Origin of the sequence: Candidatus Pantoea deserta (assembly GCF_003813865.1) — a bacterium.
GTDB lineage: Bacteria > Pseudomonadota > Gammaproteobacteria > Enterobacterales > Enterobacteriaceae > Pantoea > Pantoea deserta.
The window spans coordinates 34,585-54,959 of the sequence record NZ_RMVG01000005.1 but is presented as its reverse complement, the minus strand read 5'-3'; the positions used below and the strand labels follow the sequence as shown (position 1 = coordinate 54,959).

Genomic DNA, 20,375 nt, shown 5'->3' with positions numbered 1-20,375 from the left:
GGTTTCTGAGGCATCAAAACATCGAGCGTACGCTCTGCATGGTGCTGAGATTATGGTTAAAGCATTTGTCGTAGTACTGCTGGATATTCGCCATTCGCTGACGGTTGCGATGAATGCGGCGTAGCGCCAGCAGCCCGTTAACCAGCGCGCAGGTCAGCAACACCGTCAGCAGCAGCGCGGTGCCGAGATAGCGCCACATGGCCATCGCGTCAGGTTCGTTGTGCAGCGCGATATGTCGCGTGCCGTTGGCATCCACCGAGAGACTGGTAATGATGCCGCTGGCGCTAAACGGCGTATGCAGCAGCATACCAGAGAGCCGCTGTAGCTCGCGCCACTGCGACGGCGCATCCAGATCGAACAGGGAAACCAGCGGCTGCGGCTGATTCACCAGCTGGCGGCCTTCGTCGCTGGCAATGAGAAATCCGCCTGGCGGCGGGCTGTTAAGGTTCTCGGCCGCGCGCCGCGTTTCGCGAAAAAAGAAGCTGGAGGTCGCGGTGTTGACCAGATTTTCCAGCGCTTCCGCGCTTACCGGGCGCAGCAGCACGTTCATGCCATTTAGCTGGCCGGAATCGGCGCGGCGCACCAGCGTATCCCAGTCTTTGGCGTTGCCCAGATTGACCAGCGCATTTTTCAGCCGCACGCAGTCCTGCTGCTGGCTACAGAGGTCCTGCGTCTTCAGCACCAGATCGGCGAAATCGTCCAGCAGAATCATGCCCGACTTCTGAATCGCCGAGGCCAGCTGCGGGTTAAGTTTAGGATCGCTGTTAGTTTCCGGGTGCAGCTGGCGCGTGGTGGTCTCCAGCAGCGCCGAGGCCTTATCGATAATGTCAGACTGCGGTTGCGGCAGCGGCGAGGCGTTATTCCAGTACACCGCCGAGCAGTCGAACGGCATATAGGCGTAGCTGCGGTTGCTCTGATAGTTATCGGGTACAGAACACATGCCGGTGCCGTTAACCTTTAAAATATCGCCGACGTGCAGCGGCTGCGCCGCCAGCTTGTCCACGCTGTTCACTTCCAGACTCTCGGTGCCCTTAATCCAGGCCAGGCTGAGCTTGATCGGCATGCTGAGCGGGATCCAGCTCACCAGCAGCGCCAGCACCAGCAGGGAACCACAGGCCAGCACCACGTTCTTGCGCCAGCGCTGGATAGGGAAGTTGCGCACCTCATCCTGAAGCGACAGAAAGCGGCCCTGACGCACCACCTGCCGGTTAAGATAGATTTCCACGTCGGTGGTCTGACCCAAATCCTGCGCCACATAGGGCAGCCAGTGCGGCGGATAGGCGAGATCGATAATGCCCAGCGTGATATTGCTCTGTTCCTGATTGGATTCGCCAAACAGTCCCCAGCGCTTAGGCGCGCCGCGCAGGCAGTGAATATCGCGCATGCGTTTCTGGCCGGGAATATGAAACAGCGACCAGACGCTAACAGCGATCATGGCGCAGCCCAGCAGCACCAGCCACATCATCAGGCTGGAGGGCACCAGCAGGCTGATAAAAAACAGTAAAAAGGCGAAGGTAATGGTGACGGCTTCGCGCGTGCCGTCCGGCCGCGTCAGCTGATACTCTTCCGGCGTCTCTTTGCGCACCTGTAGCAGCTCAACGTTTTCGCTCTCTTCTTTGCGGATCGAGGCGTTGGTCGATCCCGGACGCACCAGCGCAGGCAGCGGCGGCTGATCGGTGCCGTAATTAAGCAGCGAATGGCCGTTAAGCGAAATCACCAGCGGAATGGTCTGGGTGCGGATCAGCTCAACGTAGTTCTCATCGGTGATGTATTGTTCCCAGTGGGGCGGCAGGTGAACTTCGACTTCATCAAGATAGTAGCGCCACTTGTGCGGATCGTCGGTTGACAGGCCATAGCGGGTAATGGCGCGCGTAACCGGATAGACATTGTTGCTCTGCGCGGTCAGCGTCAGATTATCGTACAGCGGGTGCTTTTCTCCGGGCGCGGCGGGACGTGACTGTCTCGCAAGCGAGGCGACATATTTCTCCACCGCGCGACGCTCGTCGTCGGTGAGTTTGCGGCAGGGTGGGCTGATAAATGGCAGCGGTTTCGCCAACGGCGGACGATGCCGCATAGCGTACCAAAAGCCGATACCTGCCAAACCTGAGCAGACCAGCACTATTACCAGTACAAAGAGTATTGTGCTCATGCTTTGCTCAATTCAGCCAAAATCCTGCCTTCACGTTAGACTTATGCTCCCAGATAGAACTGTTATTTAAGACAATTTTGGCGGGAATAAACAACTCTGACAAGCCTGATGCCGGAGGAAATAACGCACAAAATCATTAAATTAGATGGTAATGCAGCATGCCTTGCGCGAATGTTAACTGGCAGAAACTGAATTAAACATCGGTCTTTTCTGAATTTGCTCCGGCAATGTTGACTTATGACGAAAACGTTAACAGCTATCACAATGCAGAGCGCATGCGCGGCTGCGCATTTTCACCGGGCGGGGCGCTAAACTCGCTGTCGCACAATCGCGTTGGCTCAGGTAAGCTGATTTGCTCCCGGCATCGCACGGCGTTGAAAGTCTGAGGCAGATATGAAAAACCCTTTAAAAAAACCCGACATTCTTAACGTGGAAACGGTGGCCCGCTCGCGGCTGTTTACCGTCCAGTCAGTCGATCTCGCCTTTAGCAACGGCGCGCGGCGCGTTTATGAGCGGATGAAGCCCTCCGAGCGCGAAGCCGTGATGATCGTGCCGATTATCGATAATCAGGTCGTGCTGATTCAGGAGTACGCTGTCGGGCTGGAGAGCTATGAGCTGGGCTTTCCCAAAGGCCTGATCGACCCCGGCGAAACGGTGTTCGAGGCGGCAAACCGCGAGCTGAAAGAAGAGGTTGGCTTTGGCGCGGAAAAGCTGGAATTTCTCAGCAAGCTCACCATGGCGCCCTCCTATTTTTCCAGCAAAATGAATATCGTGGTGGCGGAAGGGCTGTATCCTGAGCGGCTGGAAGGGGATGAGCCGGAGCCGCTAATTGAGCATCGCTGGCCGCTCGACAATCTGCTGGCGCTGTTGCAGGAGCCTGATTTCCGCGAGGCGCGTAACGTCAGCGCGCTGTTCCTGGTGCGCGAGTGGCTGGTGCAGCAGGGCAGGCTTAGCTACTAAACCGATGCCGGATGGCATTGCGCTGAGCAAATAAAAAGGCCGACATTGCTGTCGGCCTTTTACGTTTATAGCTGGAATCAGAACAGCTCGTGGCTCTCGCCATTATCCATAATGGTGGTGCCGACGTCATGTACCGAATATTCCGTTGGCTGGGTGCCGTTAATGAAATATTCCTGGCGCGTATTACCGCCGCCATTGGCCAGCTTGCCAGTGCTGCGGTCGATGGTGACGGTGACGATGCCGTCCGGCGGCGTCAGAGGCTGCTCCGGCACGCCGTCCAGCGCGCTCTTCATATAATCATCCCAGGCAGGCTGCGCGCTTTTTGCGCCGCCTTCGTAGCCGGAGATCTGATCGGGAATCGCGCCTGACAGCGTGCTGCGGCCCAGATCGCGACGGGCGTCGTCGAAGCCAATCCATACAGATGTCACAATGCCAGGCCCGTAGCCGGAGAACCAGGCGTCTTTAGAGCTGTTGGTCGTACCGGTTTTGCCGCCGATGTCGTTGCGCTTTAAGTCGCGCGACGCGCGCCAGCCGGTGCCCAGCCAGCCGGGTTCGCCGAAGATGTTCGAGTTAAGCGCGCTCTTAATCAGGAAGGTCAGCGGCGTGTTGATCACGTGCGGCGCATATTGCTGGTCGCCGCCCGGCTGCGGCTGAGCGGGAACCTGCTCCAGCGCAGGCTGCGGCGCAGGCTGGTTTTGATTTTGATCGGAGGTCGCAACGTTCTCGACGCTCTCCTCATTCAGCGCCAGCGCCTTACGCGTGTCGCCATAAATCACCGGCAGATTGCACTGCGGGCAGGCGATGCGCGGCTTCGCTTCGAATACCGTTTCGCCCTGCTCGTTCTCAATCTTACTGATGAAGTAAGGATCGACCAGGAAGCCTCCGTTCGCCATCACCGAGTAGCCGCGCGCCACCTGCATTGGGGTGAAGGAGGCTGCGCCCAGCGCCAGCGATTCGGTGTGCACGATGTTTTGCGCCGGGAAGCCGAAGCGTTGCAGATATTCTGCCGCGTAATCAACGCCCATCGCGCGCATGGCGCGCACCATCACCACGTTTTTCGACTGACCTAACCCCTGGCGCAGACGAATCGGGCCGTCATAGGTCGGCGGCGAGTTTTTGGGACGCCAGTCAGCGCCTGCGCCCGCATCCCAGCGTGAAATCGGCACGTCGTTCAAAATGGACGCCAGCGTCAGGCCGCGATCCATTGCGGCGGTATAGAGGAACGGCTTGATGTTAGAACCGACCTGACGCAGCGCCTGAGTGGCGCGGTTGAACATGCTCTGATTAAAATCAAATCCGCCCACCAGCGCGCGCACCGCGCCGGTTTCAGGATCGAGCGACACCAGCGCCGAGTTGACGTCTGGCACCTGCGCCAGCCACCAGTCATTGCCGACTTTACGCACCCAAATCTGCTGACCGGCCTGAACGACCTGGGTCACGCTTTTAGGCGTTGCGCCCTGAACCGTATCTGATTTAAACGGGCGCGCCCAGCGTACGCCAGCCAAACCCAGCGACACGCTGGAGCCATCTTTGAGCATGGCGGTCGCCTCGTTGCTGCTGGCCTGAGTGACAACGGCGGGCAGCAGCGGACCGTAAACCGGCAGCGCTTTCAGCGACTTCAGGATCTGCTCCTGACTCCATGCCGGTTCTCCGACCTTCCACAGCACGCTGGTGGGACCCCGGTAGCCGTGGCGCATATCGTAGGCCAGCACGTTGTTGCGTACCGCTTCCTGGGCCGCCTGTTGCAGGCGACGCGTGACGGTGGTGTAGACCTTAAAGCCGTCGTTATAGGCATTTTCGCCGTACCGCTTCACCATCTCCTGGCGCACCATCTCGCTGAGATAGGGCGAAGAGAAGGCGATTTCCGGACCATGATAGTCAGCAACCAGCGGCGTGCTGCGCGCCTCGTCATACTGCTGCTGGGTGATGTAGCGCTGATCCAGCATACGCGCCAGCACCACGTTGCGACGTGCCAGCGCGCGGCTGTGAGAGTAGAGCGGGTTAAAAGTTGAGGGCGCTTTTGGCAGGCCCGCGATAGTCGCCATCTCACTCAGCGAAAGCTGATCCACCGGCTTGCCGAAGTAAACCTGTGCGGCAGCGCCCACGCCATAGGCGCGATAGCCGAGATAGATCTTGTTCAGGTAAAGCTCAAGGATCTCGTCTTTATTCAGCAGCTGTTCAATGCGAATCGCGAGGAAAGCTTCCTTGATTTTACGCATCAGGGTGCGTTCAGGACTGAGGAAGAAGTTTCGCGCCAGCTGCTGAGTAATGGTGCTGGCGCCCTGTGAGGCATGGCCTGACATCAGCGCGATGCTGGCTGCGCGGAAAATACCGACCGGATCCACGCCGTGATGCTCGTAGAAACGGCTGTCTTCCGTCGCAATAAAGGCTTTGATCAGCTCTGGCGGCATTTGCTGAAGGGTCAGCGGGATACGGCGCTTTTCTCCGTACTGGGCGATCAGTTCGCCATCCGCGCTGTAGACCTGCATCGGCGTTTGCAGGCGTACATCTTTCAGCGTGTTTACGTCGGGCAGCTGCGGCTCTATGTATTTGTACAAACCATAAATCGAGCCTGCTCCCAGCAAGATGCAACACACTGCAAGGATTAATAAATACTTTACGAACTTCACCTGAAATTTCCCATCTGTTGTCGTTTGGGCAGTTTATAAACAACCGCGCGGTAGTATAAAGGCAAGCCAGACGCTTTGATACGTCCTTTTACCCCCGGAGATAAGGAGATCGCGCGCATGGCTTTTCAGACATGGCAAGTCGGACTGGATATTCAGAATACGCAGCTCTGCGCTCTTGCGATACAACGCCGCCGCGAAGGCTGGCAACTGCGTCGCTGGTGGCGGCAAGCGCTGCCGAAAGATACGTTAAGAAACGGCGTGCTGCAATCGTCGCCTGAATTACAGGCGGCGCTACGTGGATTACAGCGGCAGCTGCCGCAACGCTACTCCTTGCGCGTCGGGCTGCCCGCCCAGCTGGCGCTGCAACGCCCGCTAACGCTGCCGACGCAACGTTTGCAGGAGCCGGCGCTGGGGCGCTACGTGACGGCGGCGGCGCAGCGGCTTTTTCCGGTTGACGCAAACGCGCTGGCGCTGGACTACCGCGCGAGCGACGCGGATCGCCAGCTATATGTGACCGCCGCGCGGCAGGAGGCGATCGCCCAGTGGCTGGCTCCCCTACAGCAGAGCGCGCTGCGACCTGCGGTGTTTGAGCTGACCACTCACGCGCTGGCGCTGACGGCGCAGGCCGCTGGCTTGCCGGACGAGGCCGCCTTGCTGCTCTGTCACGACGACCAGTGGCTCTGGTATTGCCGCGCCAGCGACAGCCTCGTCGGCTGGGCCGCTCTGGAAAGCGCGCCAGAGGATCTGGCGCGGCGCTGTTTTCCGCTGGCCGGCGCGCTGTACGGCTGCGCTCCCTCCCACGTGGTTTTGCCAGCCGCGTTTTCGCCCTTTGAACCGCTCAGGCTGTTTGCTTATCAGCAGCCGCCGCTGCCTTCGGAGGACACGGCATTTTGCATTGCCGCCGGTCTGGCGCTGCGCCCGGAGGATTGCGGATGATCGCGGTCAATCTGCTGCCGTGGCGTCAGGCGCGGCTGCAACGCCAGCGGCGCATCAGTATCGCCTTTGCAATGACGGCGCTTATGGCGCTGCTGCTAATCATGGCGTTCCAGCTGCGGCGACTCGATGGCGCCAGCCAGCAGCTGCGCGCCGCGCAGACAGAGGCGCGCGATGCGCTGGCGGCGATCGAGCGGCGGCTTCGTCAACGGCATCGCCTACAGCAGCAGTTGACAAGCCAGCAGGCGCAGCGGCGGCAAGCGCAGCAGCATGCCGATGCGCTGATGCGCTGGCATCGGTTCTGGCAGGCGCTTCCGGCGCTGCTGCCTGACAGCCTCTGGCTTCAGCGCGTGGAAAGACTGTCGGCGCAGCTGCGCGTAGAAGGACAGGCGCAGGATATGCAGGCAATACGCGATTTTCGTCAGCGGCTGGAGGCGCTTGCGCTGTTTAAGGCTGTTATGCAGGGCAGCGTGCAGCGTCAGCCGCATGGCCTTTATCGCTTTGCGCTGCGCGCCCAGCTTAGCGAGCCTGGCGATGAATAGCCTGATGGAGCGCTGGCTGTACCTGGGGCTACGCGGCCAGCTGGCTGTCGCGACGGCCGGCCTGGCGACGCTCGCGCTGGCAACAGGGATGCTGTTGGTGCGCCCCCAGCGGCTGGCGCAGCAGGCGCTGCGCGCCGATCTGGCCGCGCTTGAACAGCAGTATCAGCAGCGGCAGGCGCAGCTTAATCTGCTGCCCGCCGAGGCGCTGCTGCGTGCTCAGCTTAGCGACCTGGCGCGCGAAGCGGAAAGGGTCTCTGCTCGCGCGTCGCTGGAAGCCGTGCTGGCCGCGCGTGGGGAGCAGCTGGACACCTGGCAGCCGGAGTCGGATCCGCGGCGCTTAACGCTGCAACTGGCGTGGTCGCAGTTTCAGCCGCTGTTTGCCGAGCTGGCGCAGGCCGTATCGCCTTTCCCGGTGCGATTTTTGCTGGAAGCTCAGCAGGGGAAATTGCAGGTCAGTTTATGGCTGGAGAACCTGGATGCGCGCTGAACTCACCCTGCTATGGCTTTTAACCGGCGGTCTGTATGCCACGACCGCCAGTCTGTATGCCGCGCCGCGCGATCCCTTTCAGCCGGCCGCAGACCAGCATTGCCTGACGCCGCCTGACGCGCTCGCCGGCTGGCGGCTCCAGGGCGTGCTGGGTCGCCCGCCGACGCTGTACGCCTGGCTGGTTTCGCCCCAGAACGCGGTAGTTAAAATTGCCGCCGCGCAGCCTTTGTCTCTGGCGGGCTGGCAGCTCATCGCTATCGCGCCTCGTAGCCTGACGCTGGCGGCGCGCGATGGCTGTTCGTCGCACATTAAAATCTTTTCTCTTAAAGGAAGCGCTTATGCTCAGGAGAGCACTCTGGCTGCTGATATGCCTCAGCCTCACACCGGCGCAGGCCAGTAACGGCGACAACAGACGGCTTAGTCTTAATTTCGATCGCGCGCCGGTCGAGCAAATTCTTCAGGCGCTGGCAGACTATCAGCGCCTTAACCTGCTGATTGCGCCCGGCGTCGCCGGCACCCTCTCGCTGCGGCTTGACGATGTTCCCTGGGCGCAGGCGCTGTCGCTGGTCACGCGGCTTGCCAGCCTCACTGTCGTCGAGGAAGAGAATGTGCTGCTGGTCTATCCCGACGGCTGGCGGCAGCAGAAGCAGCAGGAACAGCAGCGCGTGGAGGCGCAAAGGGCGCAGCAACAGCCGCTTGCGCTGCGCGCCGTGACGCTGCGCTACGCCAGCGCGACGGAGGTGTTTCGCAGCTTTCAGAACGCACGGCAAACGCTGATGACGCCGCGCGGCAGCGTAACGCTGGACGCGCGCGCTAACGCGCTGCTGCTGCGCGATACCTCGACGGCGCTCGACGACGCTGAACGCTGGCTGCACGCGCTGGATGTACCGCTCGAACAGGTTGAGCTGGCGGCGCATATCGTCACTATCAGCGAAGAGAGGCTGCGTGAACTCGGCGTGGACTGGCGGCTGGCTTCTGGCCCGGACGCCGTTACGGAGACGCTGCGCAATCCCCGGCTGGCGATCCCGCTGGCTGCCGGCTCGTCAGCCATGACGGCGGGCGTGACTCTGGCCCGCGTCGGCGGTCGCTTGCTGGATCTGGAGTTGAGCGCGTTAGAGCAGGAGAATCAGGTAGATATTATCGCCAGCCCGCGCCTGTTCACCTCGCACCAGCAGAAAGCGATGATTAAACAGGGCAGCGAAATTCCCTATGAAGTGTCGGCGGGTAACAGCGGCGCAACGACCATTGAATTTAAAGAGGCGGTGCTGGGCATGGAAGTGACGCCCAACGTGCTGGGCAACGGGCGGATACAGCTGAAAATCCGCCTCAGCCAGAATGTGCCGGGCCAGGTTGTGCAGAGCGGCGAGCGCAGCGCGCTCTCCATTGACAAGCAGGAGATTGAAACGCAGGTCACGTTAAAAGACGGCGAAACCCTGGCGCTGGGCGGTATTTTTCAGCAGCAGCGCAGTCAGGGCGAAAACCGTGTTCCGGTGCTGGGCACGCTTCCGCTGCTGGGCGCGCTGTTTCGCCATCAGCGCGCAGAAAATAAAAAACGCGAGCTGGTAATCTTTATTACCCCGCGATTGGTCAGGGAAGCAGCGCTTACTGCCGGATAAACCGGAAAATTCGCTCTCTGATGCCAACTGCGTTGACGCAGGACAGGAATTAGCATACAAGGTTTAGCGATTTTTAAAACGCTGTAACCGTCCCGACGGCGCGTATCCGTCAGGGGTCAGAGGTTTCTTCTAAAGGCGGCGCGTAAAAAGCGCAGCGCTAATGCGCATCGTTTCGCACACCGCACACCGGTCCCACAACGGGAATGCCGGAAGGCGATTTATTCGGTTGCCAAACGGCCTTGAGTGTTGAGATAATTTTTCGTCTGACTCTTGCTAACGCTCATGAGGTCTCAGTTCCTGTCCCGCCAGTTATTTAGCTGCACGCGGGGTATCATCAACGAATTCTTAGTAATACCGACAAAAATGGCAGAGAAACGCAATATCTTTCTGGTTGGGCCGATGGGTGCCGGCAAAAGCACTATTGGTCGTCAGTTAGCTCAGCAACTCAATATGGAATTTTTCGATTCCGATCAGGAAATTGAGCGACGTACCGGAGCGGATGTGGGCTGGGTATTTGACGTCGAGGGCGAAGCTGGATTTCGTGACCGCGAAGAAAAAATCATCAACGAGCTGACCGAAAAGCAGGGCATTGTCCTGGCAACCGGCGGCGGTTCCGTTAAATCCCGAGAAACCCGCAATCGTCTCTCCGCCCGTGGCGTAGTGGTCTATCTGGAAACCACTATTGAGAAACAGCTGGCACGCACGCAACGCGATAAAAAGCGCCCGCTGTTGCAGGTTGATTCCCCACCGCGCGAAGTGCTCGAAGCACTGGCGGACGAGCGTAATCCGCTCTATGAAGAGATCGCGGATGTCACCATTCGTACTGACGATCAGAGTGCTAAAGTGGTGGCTAACCAGATTATCCACATGTTGGAAAAAAACTGATCCAACGCCGAAAGGCTCAGTAACAGGTATCGAGCATCATGGAGAAGATCACCGTCTCACTGGGAGAGCGTAGCTATCCCATCACCATTGCCGCCGGACTGTTTAAGGATCCGGCTTCTTTTTGGCCGCTGAAAGCGGGTGATAACGCCATGCTGGTGACTAACCAGACGCTGGCGCCGCTCTGGCTTGAGCGGCTCTCGGCGCTGCTAACCGCAGCGGGTGTCAACGTAGACCAGGTGATCTTACCCGACGGCGAGCAGTATAAAACGCTGGCCGTCATGGATGAGGTCTTTACCGCCTTACTGAAAAAACCTCACGGCCGCGATACCACGCTTATTGCGCTGGGCGGCGGGGTGATCGGCGATCTTACCGGATTTGCCGCCGCCAGCTACCAGCGCGGCGTACGCTTTATTCAGGTGCCCACCACGCTGCTGTCGCAGGTCGATTCGTCGGTCGGCGGCAAAACCGCCGTTAACCATCCGTTAGGCAAAAATATGATCGGCGCGTTTTACCAGCCTGCATCGGTGGTGATCGATACCGACTGTCTGCAAACGCTGCCGCCGCGCGAACTGGCTTCAGGCCTGGCGGAAGTGATCAAATATGGCATCATCCTCGACGGCGACTTCTTTCGCTGGCTAGAGGAAAACCTCGATGCGCTGCTGGCGCTGGATGAACAGGCAGTCGCCTGGTGCATTCGCCGCTGCTGCGAACTCAAGGCGGAAGTGGTCGCTGCGGATGAACATGAGCACGGACAGCGCGCTCTGCTGAATCTGGGCCACACCTTTGGCCATGCCATCGAAGCGCATATGGGCTACGGCAACTGGCTGCACGGCGAAGCCGTGGCGGCGGGCATGGTTATGGCGGCGCGCACGGCGCAGCGCCTGGGCCAGTTCAGCGAGGCGGATACTCAACGTATCATCACGCTGTTGCTGCGCGCGGGCTTGCCCGTGCACGGACCGGAAAGCATGAAGGCAGAAGCCTATCTGCCGCATATGCTGCGTGATAAGAAGGTGCTGGCGGGCGAGCTGCGTCTGGTGCTCCCGCTGGCTTTAGGCCGCGCCGAAGTGCGCGGCGGCGTAGCGCATGATATGGTGCTGGCTGCGATTAACGACTGTCAGAAACCCTGAATATTAGCAGTTAAGTGGTGACGCGGCGCGCGGGGTGCGCATGGCCGAATGCCGCTTTACGGAGGAGGCAAAATGGATGAGTTTAAACCGGAAGACGAGTTAAAACCTGACGCCAGCGACCGCCGTCCATCGCGCCCGCGTAAGACGTCTTCTGCACCTAAAATGCCGGTTTCACGCCAGCATATGATGATGGGTATCGGCATTCTGGTGCTGCTGTTGCTGGTGCTGGGCATTGGTTCGGCACTGAAAGGGCCGGATGAGAGCAAATCCACCGCAGGCAACAACGGCGGAAATAGCGCCCCGGCTTCGTCTGGCGGAAATGGCGGTGAAAAAAGCATCGACCTCTCTGGCTCGACCACCATGAGCGGCGGGCAGACTGCGCCAGCGGAAAGCCCGGCGGCGGCTAATGCCCCCGCAGACAGCAATACGCCGCGCGATGTCTCTATGCCGCCGGTTTCTTCGACGCCGACGCAGGCCGCGCCGATCGAGACCCCGGAAAACCAGCAGCGCGTTACCTTGCCCGGCGATCTTAACAGCGCGCTGAGCAATCAGCAGCAGCAGGTGGATAGCGCCGCGCAGGGCGGCAGTTCGCTGCCGACCGCACCGGCAACCGTCAGCGGTAGCGCGGGCGGCAACAGTGTCATCAGCGCGCCTGCGGCCACGCGACCCGCTACGCCACGCGCCGCCGCGCCGTCGCATGCGGCACGTGAACCTGCGCATAAAAGCGCCGCTCCCGCTCGCTCAGCGGCCAGCGAAAACCGCACCCATACGACGCCGGCTCGACCGGCTCTTAACGGCTCCGCAAGCAGTAGCAACGCGACAGCCAATAGCGGCGCAGCCTCCAGCAAGCCGTTGCCTGGCGGCAACTATACGCTGCAACTGAGCGGGGCATCGCGCGCGGAGAGCCTGAATGCCTGGGCGAAAAAACAGAACCTCAGCGGCTACCACGTTTATAAAACCACGCGCAACGGCCAGCCCTGGTACGTGCTGGTAAGCGGGTCTTACGCGACCTCTGCGGATGCGCGCCGGGCCGTGGCCTCGCTGCCCGCCGAAGTCCGCGCGCAAAACCCCTGGGTGAAGCCCGTGAGTCAGGTTAAGAAAGAAGCCAGCCAGTAAACCATGTGGGGCCGGTTAATTCGGCCCCGTTAATAAGCGCCGCTCTGCTGTCGGTACGCCACAGCGCCACAATAAGATGTATAACCACGACAGCATGAAAAAAAATCGCGCTTTCCTGAAATGGGCAGGGGGAAAATATCCTCTGATGGACGATATCCGTCGCCATCTGCCACAAGGCGACTGCCTGATCGAGCCTTTTGTCGGCGCGGGTTCGGTGTTTCTCAACACTGACTATCAGCGCTATCATCTGGCCGACATCAACAGCGACCTGATAAACCTCTACAACATCGTTAAAGAGCGCAGCGCGGTATTTATCGAGGATGCGCGGCGTCTGTTTTCCTCCGAGGGAAACACGTCAGACTGTTACTATGAGCGCCGCATCGCCTTTAATGTCAGCCGCGATCCCTATGAACGCGCGCTGCTGTTTCTCTATCTGAACCGGCACGGCTACAACGGCTTATGCCGTTATAACCTGCGCGGCGAATTTAACGTGCCTTTTGGTCGCTACCGCAAGCCTTACTTTCCTGAAGCCGAACTACTCTGGTTTGCCGAGCGGGCGCAAAAGGCGACCTTTGTCTGCGAATCGTACGATGTTACCCTGACCAGCGCGCGGGAAGGTTCGGTCGTTTACTGCGATCCGCCCTATGCGCCGCTGTCGGCAACGGCTAACTTTACGGCATACCATACCAATAGCTTTAGCCTGCGCGAGCAGCAGCATCTGGCAGAACTGGCGTCTCAACTGGCGCAAAAGAGCGGCATTCCGGTGCTGATTTCCAATCACGATACCGAGTTAACGCGGCTCTGGTATCAGAAGGCCGAATTACATGTGGTTAAAGCGCGGCGTTCTATCAGCCGGAGCATAACGGGTCGCACACAGGTCGACGAACTGCTGGCTCTCTATAGCTAGCGCGTTTCGTCCGCGACCAGGCATTACGCCAGCCGTCAGGCTGGCGCACAACATTGGGAGAATCGGATGAAACAATATTTGCTGGCCCCTTCTATCCTTGCGGCAGATTTCGCTCGCCTGGGTGAAGATACTGCAAAAGCGTTAGCCGCCGGCGGCGACGTGGTGCATTTCGACGTGATGGATAACCACTATGTTCCCAACCTCACCATGGGTCCAATGGTGCTGAAAGCGCTGCGTGACTACGGCATTACTGCGCCGATTGACGTGCACCTGATGGTAAAGCCGGTCGATGCGCTGATCCCGGAGTTTGCCAAAGCGGGCGCCAGCTATATCACTTTTCATCCTGAAGCGAGCGAGCATGTGGACCGCACCTTGCAGCTGATCAAAGAGCACGGCTGCAAAGCGGGGCTGGTGTTTAATCCCGCCACGCCGCTGAGCTATCTCGATTACGTGATGGATAAGCTCGACGTCATCTTGATTATGTCCGTTAATCCGGGCTTCGGCGGTCAGTCCTTTATTCCCGGCACGCTGGATAAGCTGCGCGAAGCGCGCAAGCGCATCGATCACGGCGGCTACAACATTCGCCTGGAAGTAGACGGCGGCGTGAAAATCGACAATATCGCCCAGGTCGCCGCCGCAGGCGCCGATATGTTTGTTGCCGGTTCGGCGATTTTCGGCCATCCGGATTACAAAAAAGTGATTGATGAAATGCGTCACGAACTGGAGAAGGTTAATGGCTCATTTCACTGATATTCGCGCGCTGGCGTTCGATCTCGACGGGACGCTGGTGCACAGCGCGCCAGGGCTGGCGCAGGCTATCGATCTGGCGCTGGCCGATCTTAAGCTGCCGCCAGCGGGTGTTGCGCGCACCTCAACCTGGATTGGCAACGGCGCTGACGTCATGATGTCGCGCGCGCTGACCTGGGCGCTGGGCCGTGAACCTCAGCCTGACGAGCAGCGCGACGCGCGCGCGCTGTTTGACAAACACTACGCCGATACGGTGGAAGCAGGCAGCACACTGTTTCCGCAGGTAAAAGAGACGCTGCTGGCGCTGCATGCCAGGGGGCTGCCGATGGCGATCGTGACCAACAAGCCGACGCCGTTTGTTGCGCCGCTGCTGGCGTCGCTTGGCATCGCTGACGCTTTTACGCTGATCATCGGCGGCGATGACGTGATCGTGAAGAAACCTCATCCGGCGGCGATTTTCCTGGTGCTGGGCCAGTTCGGCGTGCTTCAGAACCAGCTGCTGTTCGTCGGCGATTCACGCAATGATATTCAGGCCGCACAGGCGGCGGGCGTGCCTAATGTCGCCATGACCTATGGCTATAACTACGGCGAGCCGATCGCCGACAGTAACCCGAATTTGACTCTCGACTCTTTTGATGAACTTTTGCCCGCTCTCGGGCTGTACTAATCAGGACATAAGCATGAGCAAACCCATTGTTTTCAGCGGCGCACAGCCGTCCGGCGAACTTACCATTGGCAACTATATGGGTGCGCTGCGTCAGTGGGTGCAGATGCAGGACGATTTTCACTGCATTTACTGCATCGTCGATCTGCACGCCATTACCGTTCGTCAGGATCCGGCGGCGCTGCGTAAAGCCACGCTGGATACGCTGGCGCTCTATCTCGCCTGCGGCATCGATCCCGCTAAAAGCACTATCTTCGTTCAGTCGCACGTACCGGAACATGCTCAGCTGAGCTGGGTGCTGAACTGTTACGCCTATTTCGGCGAGCTGAGCCGCATGACGCAGTTTAAAGACAAGTCAGCGCGCTACGAAGAGAACATCAATGCGGGCCTGTTTGATTATCCGGTGCTGATGGCGGCAGATATTCTGCTGTATCAGACCAACCAGGTGCCGGTGGGCGAAGACCAGAAGCAGCACCTGGAGCTGAGCCGTGATATTGCGCAGCGCTTCAATGCGCTCTATGGCGATATTTTCCGCGTGCCTGAGCCATTTATCCCGAAATCGGGCGCTCGCGTGATGTCACTGCTGGAGCCGACGCGCAAAATGTCCAAATCGGACGATAACCGCAATAACGTAATCGGCCTGCTGGAAGATCCGAAGTCGGTAGTGAAAAAAATCAAACGCGCCGTGACCGACTCTGAAGAGCCGCCGGTGGTGCGCTACGACGTGAAAGAGAAAGCGGGCGTTTCAAACCTGCTGGATATTTTGTCCGGCGTCACGGGCAAAACCATCGCCGAGCTGGAAGCTGAGTTTGAAGGCAAGATGTATGGCCACCTGAAAGGCGCGGTGGCGGATGCCGTGTCCGGCATGCTGTCTGAGTTGCAGGAGCGCTATCACCGCTATCGCAACGACGAAGCCTTCCTTGAGCAGGTCATGCGTGACGGCGCACAGAAAGCGCGTGAGCGCGCGCAGGAGACGCTGAAAAAGGTGTATGAAGCTGTCGGCTTTGTTGCTGCGCCCTGAGTGACTTGCTGCGCGGAACGCGCAGCTTAGCGACGTCCTCTGACTGAATATGGCCGAAACCCTGGCGTTTCGGCTTTTTTTCGCCTCCGTTCCTGTTTTGTCTGCGACATCACTTCCTGGTTAAGCGAAATGTTCCGCTTCTTTCGCGCCACAAGGCCATTGGCTTTGCGTGCTCCTGGCTTCTCACTCACTTACAGCTGGTCGCGCCACTCTTTTCGATTCGCTTACATATCTTTTTTTGGTTGTTTGTTAAACTGCTGCGCTGAGAATGAACATTCACTACAGGTATAAGCATGAAAATTTTTCAGCGCAGTGCGGTGGTTGGGCTGGGGTTATTGATTGCCGCTTGCGATCAAAACACGGTTGCGCCAGCAGGAAATGCAGTCACTGAAGTTGGCGTCAAAACCTTGCAGGCTGAGCCTGTCACGCTTGACAGTCAGCTTAGCGGCCGCGTGACGGGCACGATGGTGTCAGATGTTCGCCCCCAAGTGGATGGCATTATTCAAAAGCGGCTTTTCACCGAAGGTGATGAAGTGAAGGCCGGGCAGGTGCTTTATCAGATTGATCCTGCCAGCTATCAGGCCAGCTACGATGAGGCGGTAGCCCAGTTAAAAAATGCTCAGGCGCTGGTAAAAAGCAGCAAACTGAAAGCCGATCGCTATGCAGCGCTGGTGAAAGAAAATGGCGTATCGCGTCAGGACGCTGACGACGCGCTGGCGACATACCAGCAAAATATCGCTTCCGTTGCGCAATATCGCGCCGCAGTAGAAAGCGCGCGCATTAACCTTAACTACACGCAGATTAAAGCGCCGATTACCGGGCGTATCGGTATCTCGTCGGTAACGCCAGGGGCGCTGGTCACGGCCAGCCAGACCACTGCGCTGGCGACGATCCGCGCGCTTGATCCTGTTTATGTCGATTTGACCCAGTCCAGCGTCCAGCTGCTAAAACTCAAGCGCCAGCAAAGCTCGCTCCAGCAGAGCGGGGACACCGTTCCGGTTAAGGTGAAGCTGGAGGATGGCAGCGACTATGCCTATTCCGGCAAGTTAGAACTGACCGAGGTGGCCGTGGATGAGGCGACCGGCACGGTGACGTTACGCGCTATTTTCCCTAACCCTCAGCATGAGCTGTTGCCCGGAATGTATGTCCGCGCCAGCGTCGTTAATGGCGTTAAAAACGATGCGATTCTTGCGCCTCAGCAGGGCATCACCCGTGACGCTAAAGGCAATGCGACCGCCCTGGTCGTTAATAAAGAGAACAAAGTAGAAAGCAGAGAAGTCGTCACCGATCGCGTGTTGAATAACAAATGGCTGGTGACGCAAGGGCTGCAAAGCGGGGACAGGCTAATCGTCGAGGGCACCGCTAAAGTTCAGGCCGGTATGAGCGTGAAGGCGGTCGAAGCGACGCTCAACGACGGCAGCCAGAATAGCGGAGGCAACTAATTATGTTGGCTCAGTTCTTTATTCGCCGCCCGGTCTTCGCCTGGGTTATCGCTATCTGCATCATGCTGTTCGGCGTGCTGAGCATTAAAAGCCTGCCGATTGCGCAATATCCTGATGTGGCGCCGCCGCAGATTAGTATTCAGGCCACCTATACGGGCGCATCCGCAGAAACGCTTGAAAGCAGCGTGACGCAGGTTATCGAGCAGCAGCTGACCGGCCTGGATGGCCTGCTCTATTTTAGTTCGACCAGCACCGCGTCTACCGGGCAGGTAAAAATTACCGTCACGTTTCAACAGGGAACCGATCCGGACATCGCTCAGGTTCAGGTGCAGAATAAAGTGCAGCAGGCGGAGAGTCGTTTGCCCTCTGCGGTAACGACGCAAGGCGTAACGGTAGAGAAGGCGCAGAGCGACTTCCTGCTGATCCTGGCGCTGTATGATAAAACCAATAAAAGCACCTCATCTGACGTGGCTGACTATATGGTCAGCAATATGGAGGATACGCTGGCGCGTGTGCCGGGCGTCGGCAGCGTGCAGGTATTTGGCGCAGAATATGCGATGCGCATCTGGCTCGATCCGAACAAACTGGCCTCTTTTTCATTGATGCCATCCGACGTCACCAGCGCGCTGGAAGCGCAGAATACGCAGGTTTCCTCTGGTCAGATCGGTGCGCAGCCAGCCAGTAAAGAGCAGCAGCTGGTGGCGACGGTACGCTCGCGTTCGCGACTGCAAACGCCCGAACAGTTCCGCAATATCGTCCTTAAAAGCCAGACTGACGGCTCCGTGGTGCGCCTGAGCGATGTGGCGCGGGTAGAGATGGGCAATGAAGACTACAGCGCCAATGTGCTGGCCAACGGCCATCCGGCATCAGGTATTGCGGTACAGCTTGCGTCAGGAGCCAATGCGCTTTCGACCGCCGAGCAGGTGAAAGCCACCATTGAGGATTTCCGCAGCAGCATGCCCGCAGGCTATGAGATCGCCTACCCGCTGGACAGCACTGACTTTGTTAAAATCTCCATCGAAGAGGTGGTAAAAACGCTGATTGAGGCGATCATCCTGGTGGTAATCGTGATGTTTGTCTTCCTGCAAAATATCCGCACGACGCTTATTCCCGCCATTGCCGTGCCGGTTGTGCTGCTCGGTACCTTTGGCGTGCTGGCGCTGTTCGGCTATTCCATTAACACCCTCACCATGTTTGGCATCGTGCTGGCGATTGGCCTGCTGGTGGATGACGCCATCGTCGTGGTGGAGAACGTCGAACGCGTCATGCGCGAAGAGGGATTGCCGCCGCGTCAGGCGACTGAAAAATCGATGCGGGAAATAACCGGCGCGCTGATTGGTATCGCTATGGTGCTGTCAGCGGTCTTTCTGCCCATGACCTTTTTCAGCGGCTCTACCGGCGTTATTTATCGTCAGTTCTCCATCACTATCGTGTCGTCAATGGTGTTGTCGGTGATCGTCGCCCTGACGCTAACGCCCGCGCTGTGCGCGACCTTGCTAAAACCGCATAGTCACGAAAGCGGGCAGAAGGGCTTTTTCGGCTGGTTTAATCGCAGCTATGAAAAGGTTCAGGCGCGCTATCAGAACGGCGTGGGTCACGTCGTCCACAGTTCGATGCGCTATCTGCTGTTGTATGGCGTTTTACTGGCTGGCTGCGTGGTGCTCTATCTGCGGCTGCCGACCGGCTTCCTGCCGACGGAAGATCAGGGCTATATCATGGTGCAGTATCAGCTCGCGCCGGGCGCAACAGAAAACCGCACCGCAAGCGTTCGTCGTCAGGTGCAGGCGTATTTCGCCACCAAAGAGAAGGATAACGTTAACGTCAGTATGCTGGTCGATGGATTTAGCTTCGCAGGCAGCGGACAAAATGCCGGTATTGGTTTTATTTCGCTGAAAAACTGGAGCGAACGTAAAGGATCGGAAAACAGCGCCGATGCGATTGCCGCCCGCGCCATGATGAATCTCTCCACTATCCGCGATGCGCAAATCTTCGTGCTGTCGCCGCCGGCCGTCTCTGGTCTTGGTCAGTCGAACGGCTTTACGTTTGAATTGCAGGCTCGCGGCGGCACCGATCGCGATCGGCTGTTGCAGATGCGCAATCAGCTGATTGCCGAAGCGAATAAAGACAGCACCATGAGCGCGGTTCGCGCCAATACCCTGCCGGATCTGCCGCAGTTGCAGGTTGAGATTGACGATCAGAAGGCCCAGTCGCTGGGGCTATCGGTGAGCGATATTAACGACACGCTGAGCGCAGCCATTGGCGGCAGCTATGTTAACGACTTTACCGACCGGGGCAGGGTAAAGAAAGTTTATATCCAGGGGGATGAGCCATTCCGCAGCAAGCCTGAGGATATTGACCAGTGGTACGTCCGTGGAAGCGACAGTGACAGCAACAGTACGATGGTGCCGTTTTCATCCTTTGCCACGTCGCACTGGGAGTATGGCCCGGATGTGTTGTCCCGTTACAACGGCCTCGCATCTTATGAAATTCAGGGATCGGCGGCGTCCGGCAAAAGTTCAGGCGATGCGATGAACGCTATGGAGAAGCTGGCCGGCAAACTGCCTGCCGGAACGGCCTATGCGTGGAGCGGCTTATCCTATCAGGAAAAACTTTCCGGTAATCAGGCCATTTCGCTGTATGCCATTTCGCTGCTGGTGGTGTTTTTATGTCTGGCCGCGCTCTATGAGAGCTGGTCGGTACCTTTCTCCGTCATGATGGTGGTGCCGCTGGGCGTCGTCGGCGCTCTGCTGGCCGTTACGCTGCGCGGACTGGAAAACGACGTCTATTTTCAGGTCGCGCTGCTGACCATTATCGGCTTGTCGGCAAAGAACGCCATTTTGATTGTCGAGTTCGCAGAAGATAACTATCGCAAAGGTGAAAACCTCATCAAGGCAGCCATTCATGCGGCGTCAATGCGCTTGCGCCCCATCATCATGACGTCGCTGGCCTTTAGCGCCGGGGTGTTGCCGCTGGCCATTGCGACGGGAGCCGGGGCTAACAGCCGTATTGCTATTGGTACCGGCATTATTGGCGGGACGATCACCGCCACGCTACTGGCGATTTTCTTTGTTCCACTGTTTTTTGTCCTGGTCCGTCGTATGTTTCCGGCGATTCCACATAATGAATCTGCTGAGAAGGCGGGAGAATAA

At 58.5% G+C, this 20,375-nt stretch carries 17 protein-coding genes; 15 read left to right on the top strand and 2 right to left on the bottom strand.

What is annotated here, in order from left to right:
• Positions 1 to 13: 13 nt before the first annotated feature.
• The gene (locus tag BBB56_RS09015; protein WP_123800624.1) at positions 14 to 2,149 is read right to left on the bottom strand and encodes an intracellular growth attenuator family protein; all 2,136 of its coding nucleotides are present in this window, start codon (positions 2,147 to 2,149) and stop codon (positions 14 to 16) included.
• Positions 2,150 to 2,542: 393 nt separating this feature from the next.
• Here BBB56_RS09015 and nudE point away from each other — a divergent pair, with 393 nt between their 5' ends.
• Positions 2,543 to 3,109: an ADP compounds hydrolase NudE gene (gene nudE, locus BBB56_RS09010; protein ID WP_123800623.1), complete on the top strand. Its 567-nt coding sequence runs from the start codon at positions 2,543 to 2,545 to the stop codon at positions 3,107 to 3,109.
• Between the two features lie 77 nt (positions 3,110 to 3,186).
• Here the strand turns inward: nudE and mrcA are convergent, their stop codons facing one another.
• On the bottom strand, positions 3,187 to 5,739 hold the full coding sequence (gene mrcA / locus BBB56_RS09005; protein WP_123800622.1) for a peptidoglycan glycosyltransferase/peptidoglycan DD-transpeptidase MrcA: 2,553 nt from the start codon (positions 5,737 to 5,739) through the stop codon (positions 3,187 to 3,189).
• Between the two features lie 117 nt (positions 5,740 to 5,856).
• Between mrcA and pilM the strand changes: the two genes are divergently transcribed.
• From pilM to BBB56_RS08935, 14 genes are all read left to right on the top strand, one after another.
• The gene (pilM, locus tag BBB56_RS09000) at positions 5,857 to 6,675 is read left to right on the top strand and encodes a type IV pilus biogenesis protein PilM (RefSeq protein WP_123800621.1); all 819 of its coding nucleotides are present in this window, start codon (positions 5,857 to 5,859) and stop codon (positions 6,673 to 6,675) included.
• Positions 6,672 to 7,214 (top strand): PilN domain-containing protein, encoded by a 543-nt coding sequence (locus tag BBB56_RS08995; RefSeq protein ID WP_123800620.1) that lies wholly within the window; start codon positions 6,672 to 6,674, stop codon positions 7,212 to 7,214. The genes pilM and BBB56_RS08995 overlap by 4 nt, the downstream gene beginning before the upstream one ends.
• Entirely contained in the window at positions 7,207 to 7,701 is a 495-nt protein-coding gene (locus BBB56_RS08990) for a HofO family protein (RefSeq protein ID WP_123800619.1), read from the top strand. The genes BBB56_RS08995 and BBB56_RS08990 overlap by 8 nt, the downstream gene beginning before the upstream one ends.
• Positions 7,691 to 8,101, top strand: a complete 411-nt coding sequence (locus BBB56_RS08985) for a HofP DNA utilization family protein (RefSeq protein ID WP_123800618.1) — start codon at positions 7,691 to 7,693, stop codon at positions 8,099 to 8,101. Before BBB56_RS08990 ends, BBB56_RS08985 begins: the two co-directional genes overlap by 11 nt.
• Positions 8,040 to 9,317 (top strand): DNA uptake porin HofQ, encoded by a 1,278-nt coding sequence (gene hofQ, locus BBB56_RS08980; RefSeq protein ID WP_123800617.1) that lies wholly within the window; start codon positions 8,040 to 8,042, stop codon positions 9,315 to 9,317. Before BBB56_RS08985 ends, hofQ begins: the two co-directional genes overlap by 62 nt.
• A 363-nt stretch (positions 9,318 to 9,680) precedes the next feature.
• Positions 9,681 to 10,202 (top strand): shikimate kinase AroK, encoded by a 522-nt coding sequence (gene aroK / locus BBB56_RS08975; protein ID WP_033792589.1) that lies wholly within the window; start codon positions 9,681 to 9,683, stop codon positions 10,200 to 10,202.
• 38 nt (positions 10,203 to 10,240) lie between these two features.
• On the top strand, positions 10,241 to 11,329 hold the full coding sequence (gene aroB, locus BBB56_RS08970; RefSeq protein ID WP_123800616.1) for a 3-dehydroquinate synthase: 1,089 nt from the start codon (positions 10,241 to 10,243) through the stop codon (positions 11,327 to 11,329).
• Positions 11,330 to 11,401: 72 nt separating this feature from the next.
• A complete protein-coding gene (locus tag BBB56_RS08965; protein ID WP_123800615.1) occupies positions 11,402 to 12,445 on the top strand; it encodes an SPOR domain-containing protein in 1,044 nt (347 codons plus the stop codon).
• 94 nt (positions 12,446 to 12,539) lie between these two features.
• On the top strand, positions 12,540 to 13,352 hold the full coding sequence (gene dam, locus BBB56_RS08960) for an adenine-specific DNA-methyltransferase (RefSeq protein WP_123800614.1): 813 nt from the start codon (positions 12,540 to 12,542) through the stop codon (positions 13,350 to 13,352).
• A gap of 66 nt (positions 13,353 to 13,418) precedes the next feature.
• The gene (rpe, locus tag BBB56_RS08955) at positions 13,419 to 14,102 is read left to right on the top strand and encodes a ribulose-phosphate 3-epimerase (RefSeq protein WP_123800613.1); all 684 of its coding nucleotides are present in this window, start codon (positions 13,419 to 13,421) and stop codon (positions 14,100 to 14,102) included.
• Complete coding sequence (locus BBB56_RS08950; protein WP_123800612.1) at positions 14,086 to 14,766, top strand: phosphoglycolate phosphatase; 681 nt, start codon at positions 14,086 to 14,088, stop codon at positions 14,764 to 14,766. Before rpe ends, BBB56_RS08950 begins: the two co-directional genes overlap by 17 nt.
• 13 nt (positions 14,767 to 14,779) lie before the next feature.
• Complete coding sequence (gene trpS, locus BBB56_RS08945) at positions 14,780 to 15,784, top strand: tryptophan--tRNA ligase (RefSeq protein ID WP_123800611.1); 1,005 nt, start codon at positions 14,780 to 14,782, stop codon at positions 15,782 to 15,784.
• A 293-nt stretch (positions 15,785 to 16,077) separates the two neighbouring features.
• Entirely contained in the window at positions 16,078 to 17,226 is a 1,149-nt protein-coding gene (locus tag BBB56_RS08940; protein ID WP_123800610.1) for an efflux RND transporter periplasmic adaptor subunit, read from the top strand.
• 2 nt (positions 17,227 to 17,228) lie between these two features.
• Entirely contained in the window at positions 17,229 to 20,375 is a 3,147-nt protein-coding gene (locus BBB56_RS08935) for an efflux RND transporter permease subunit (protein WP_123800609.1), read from the top strand.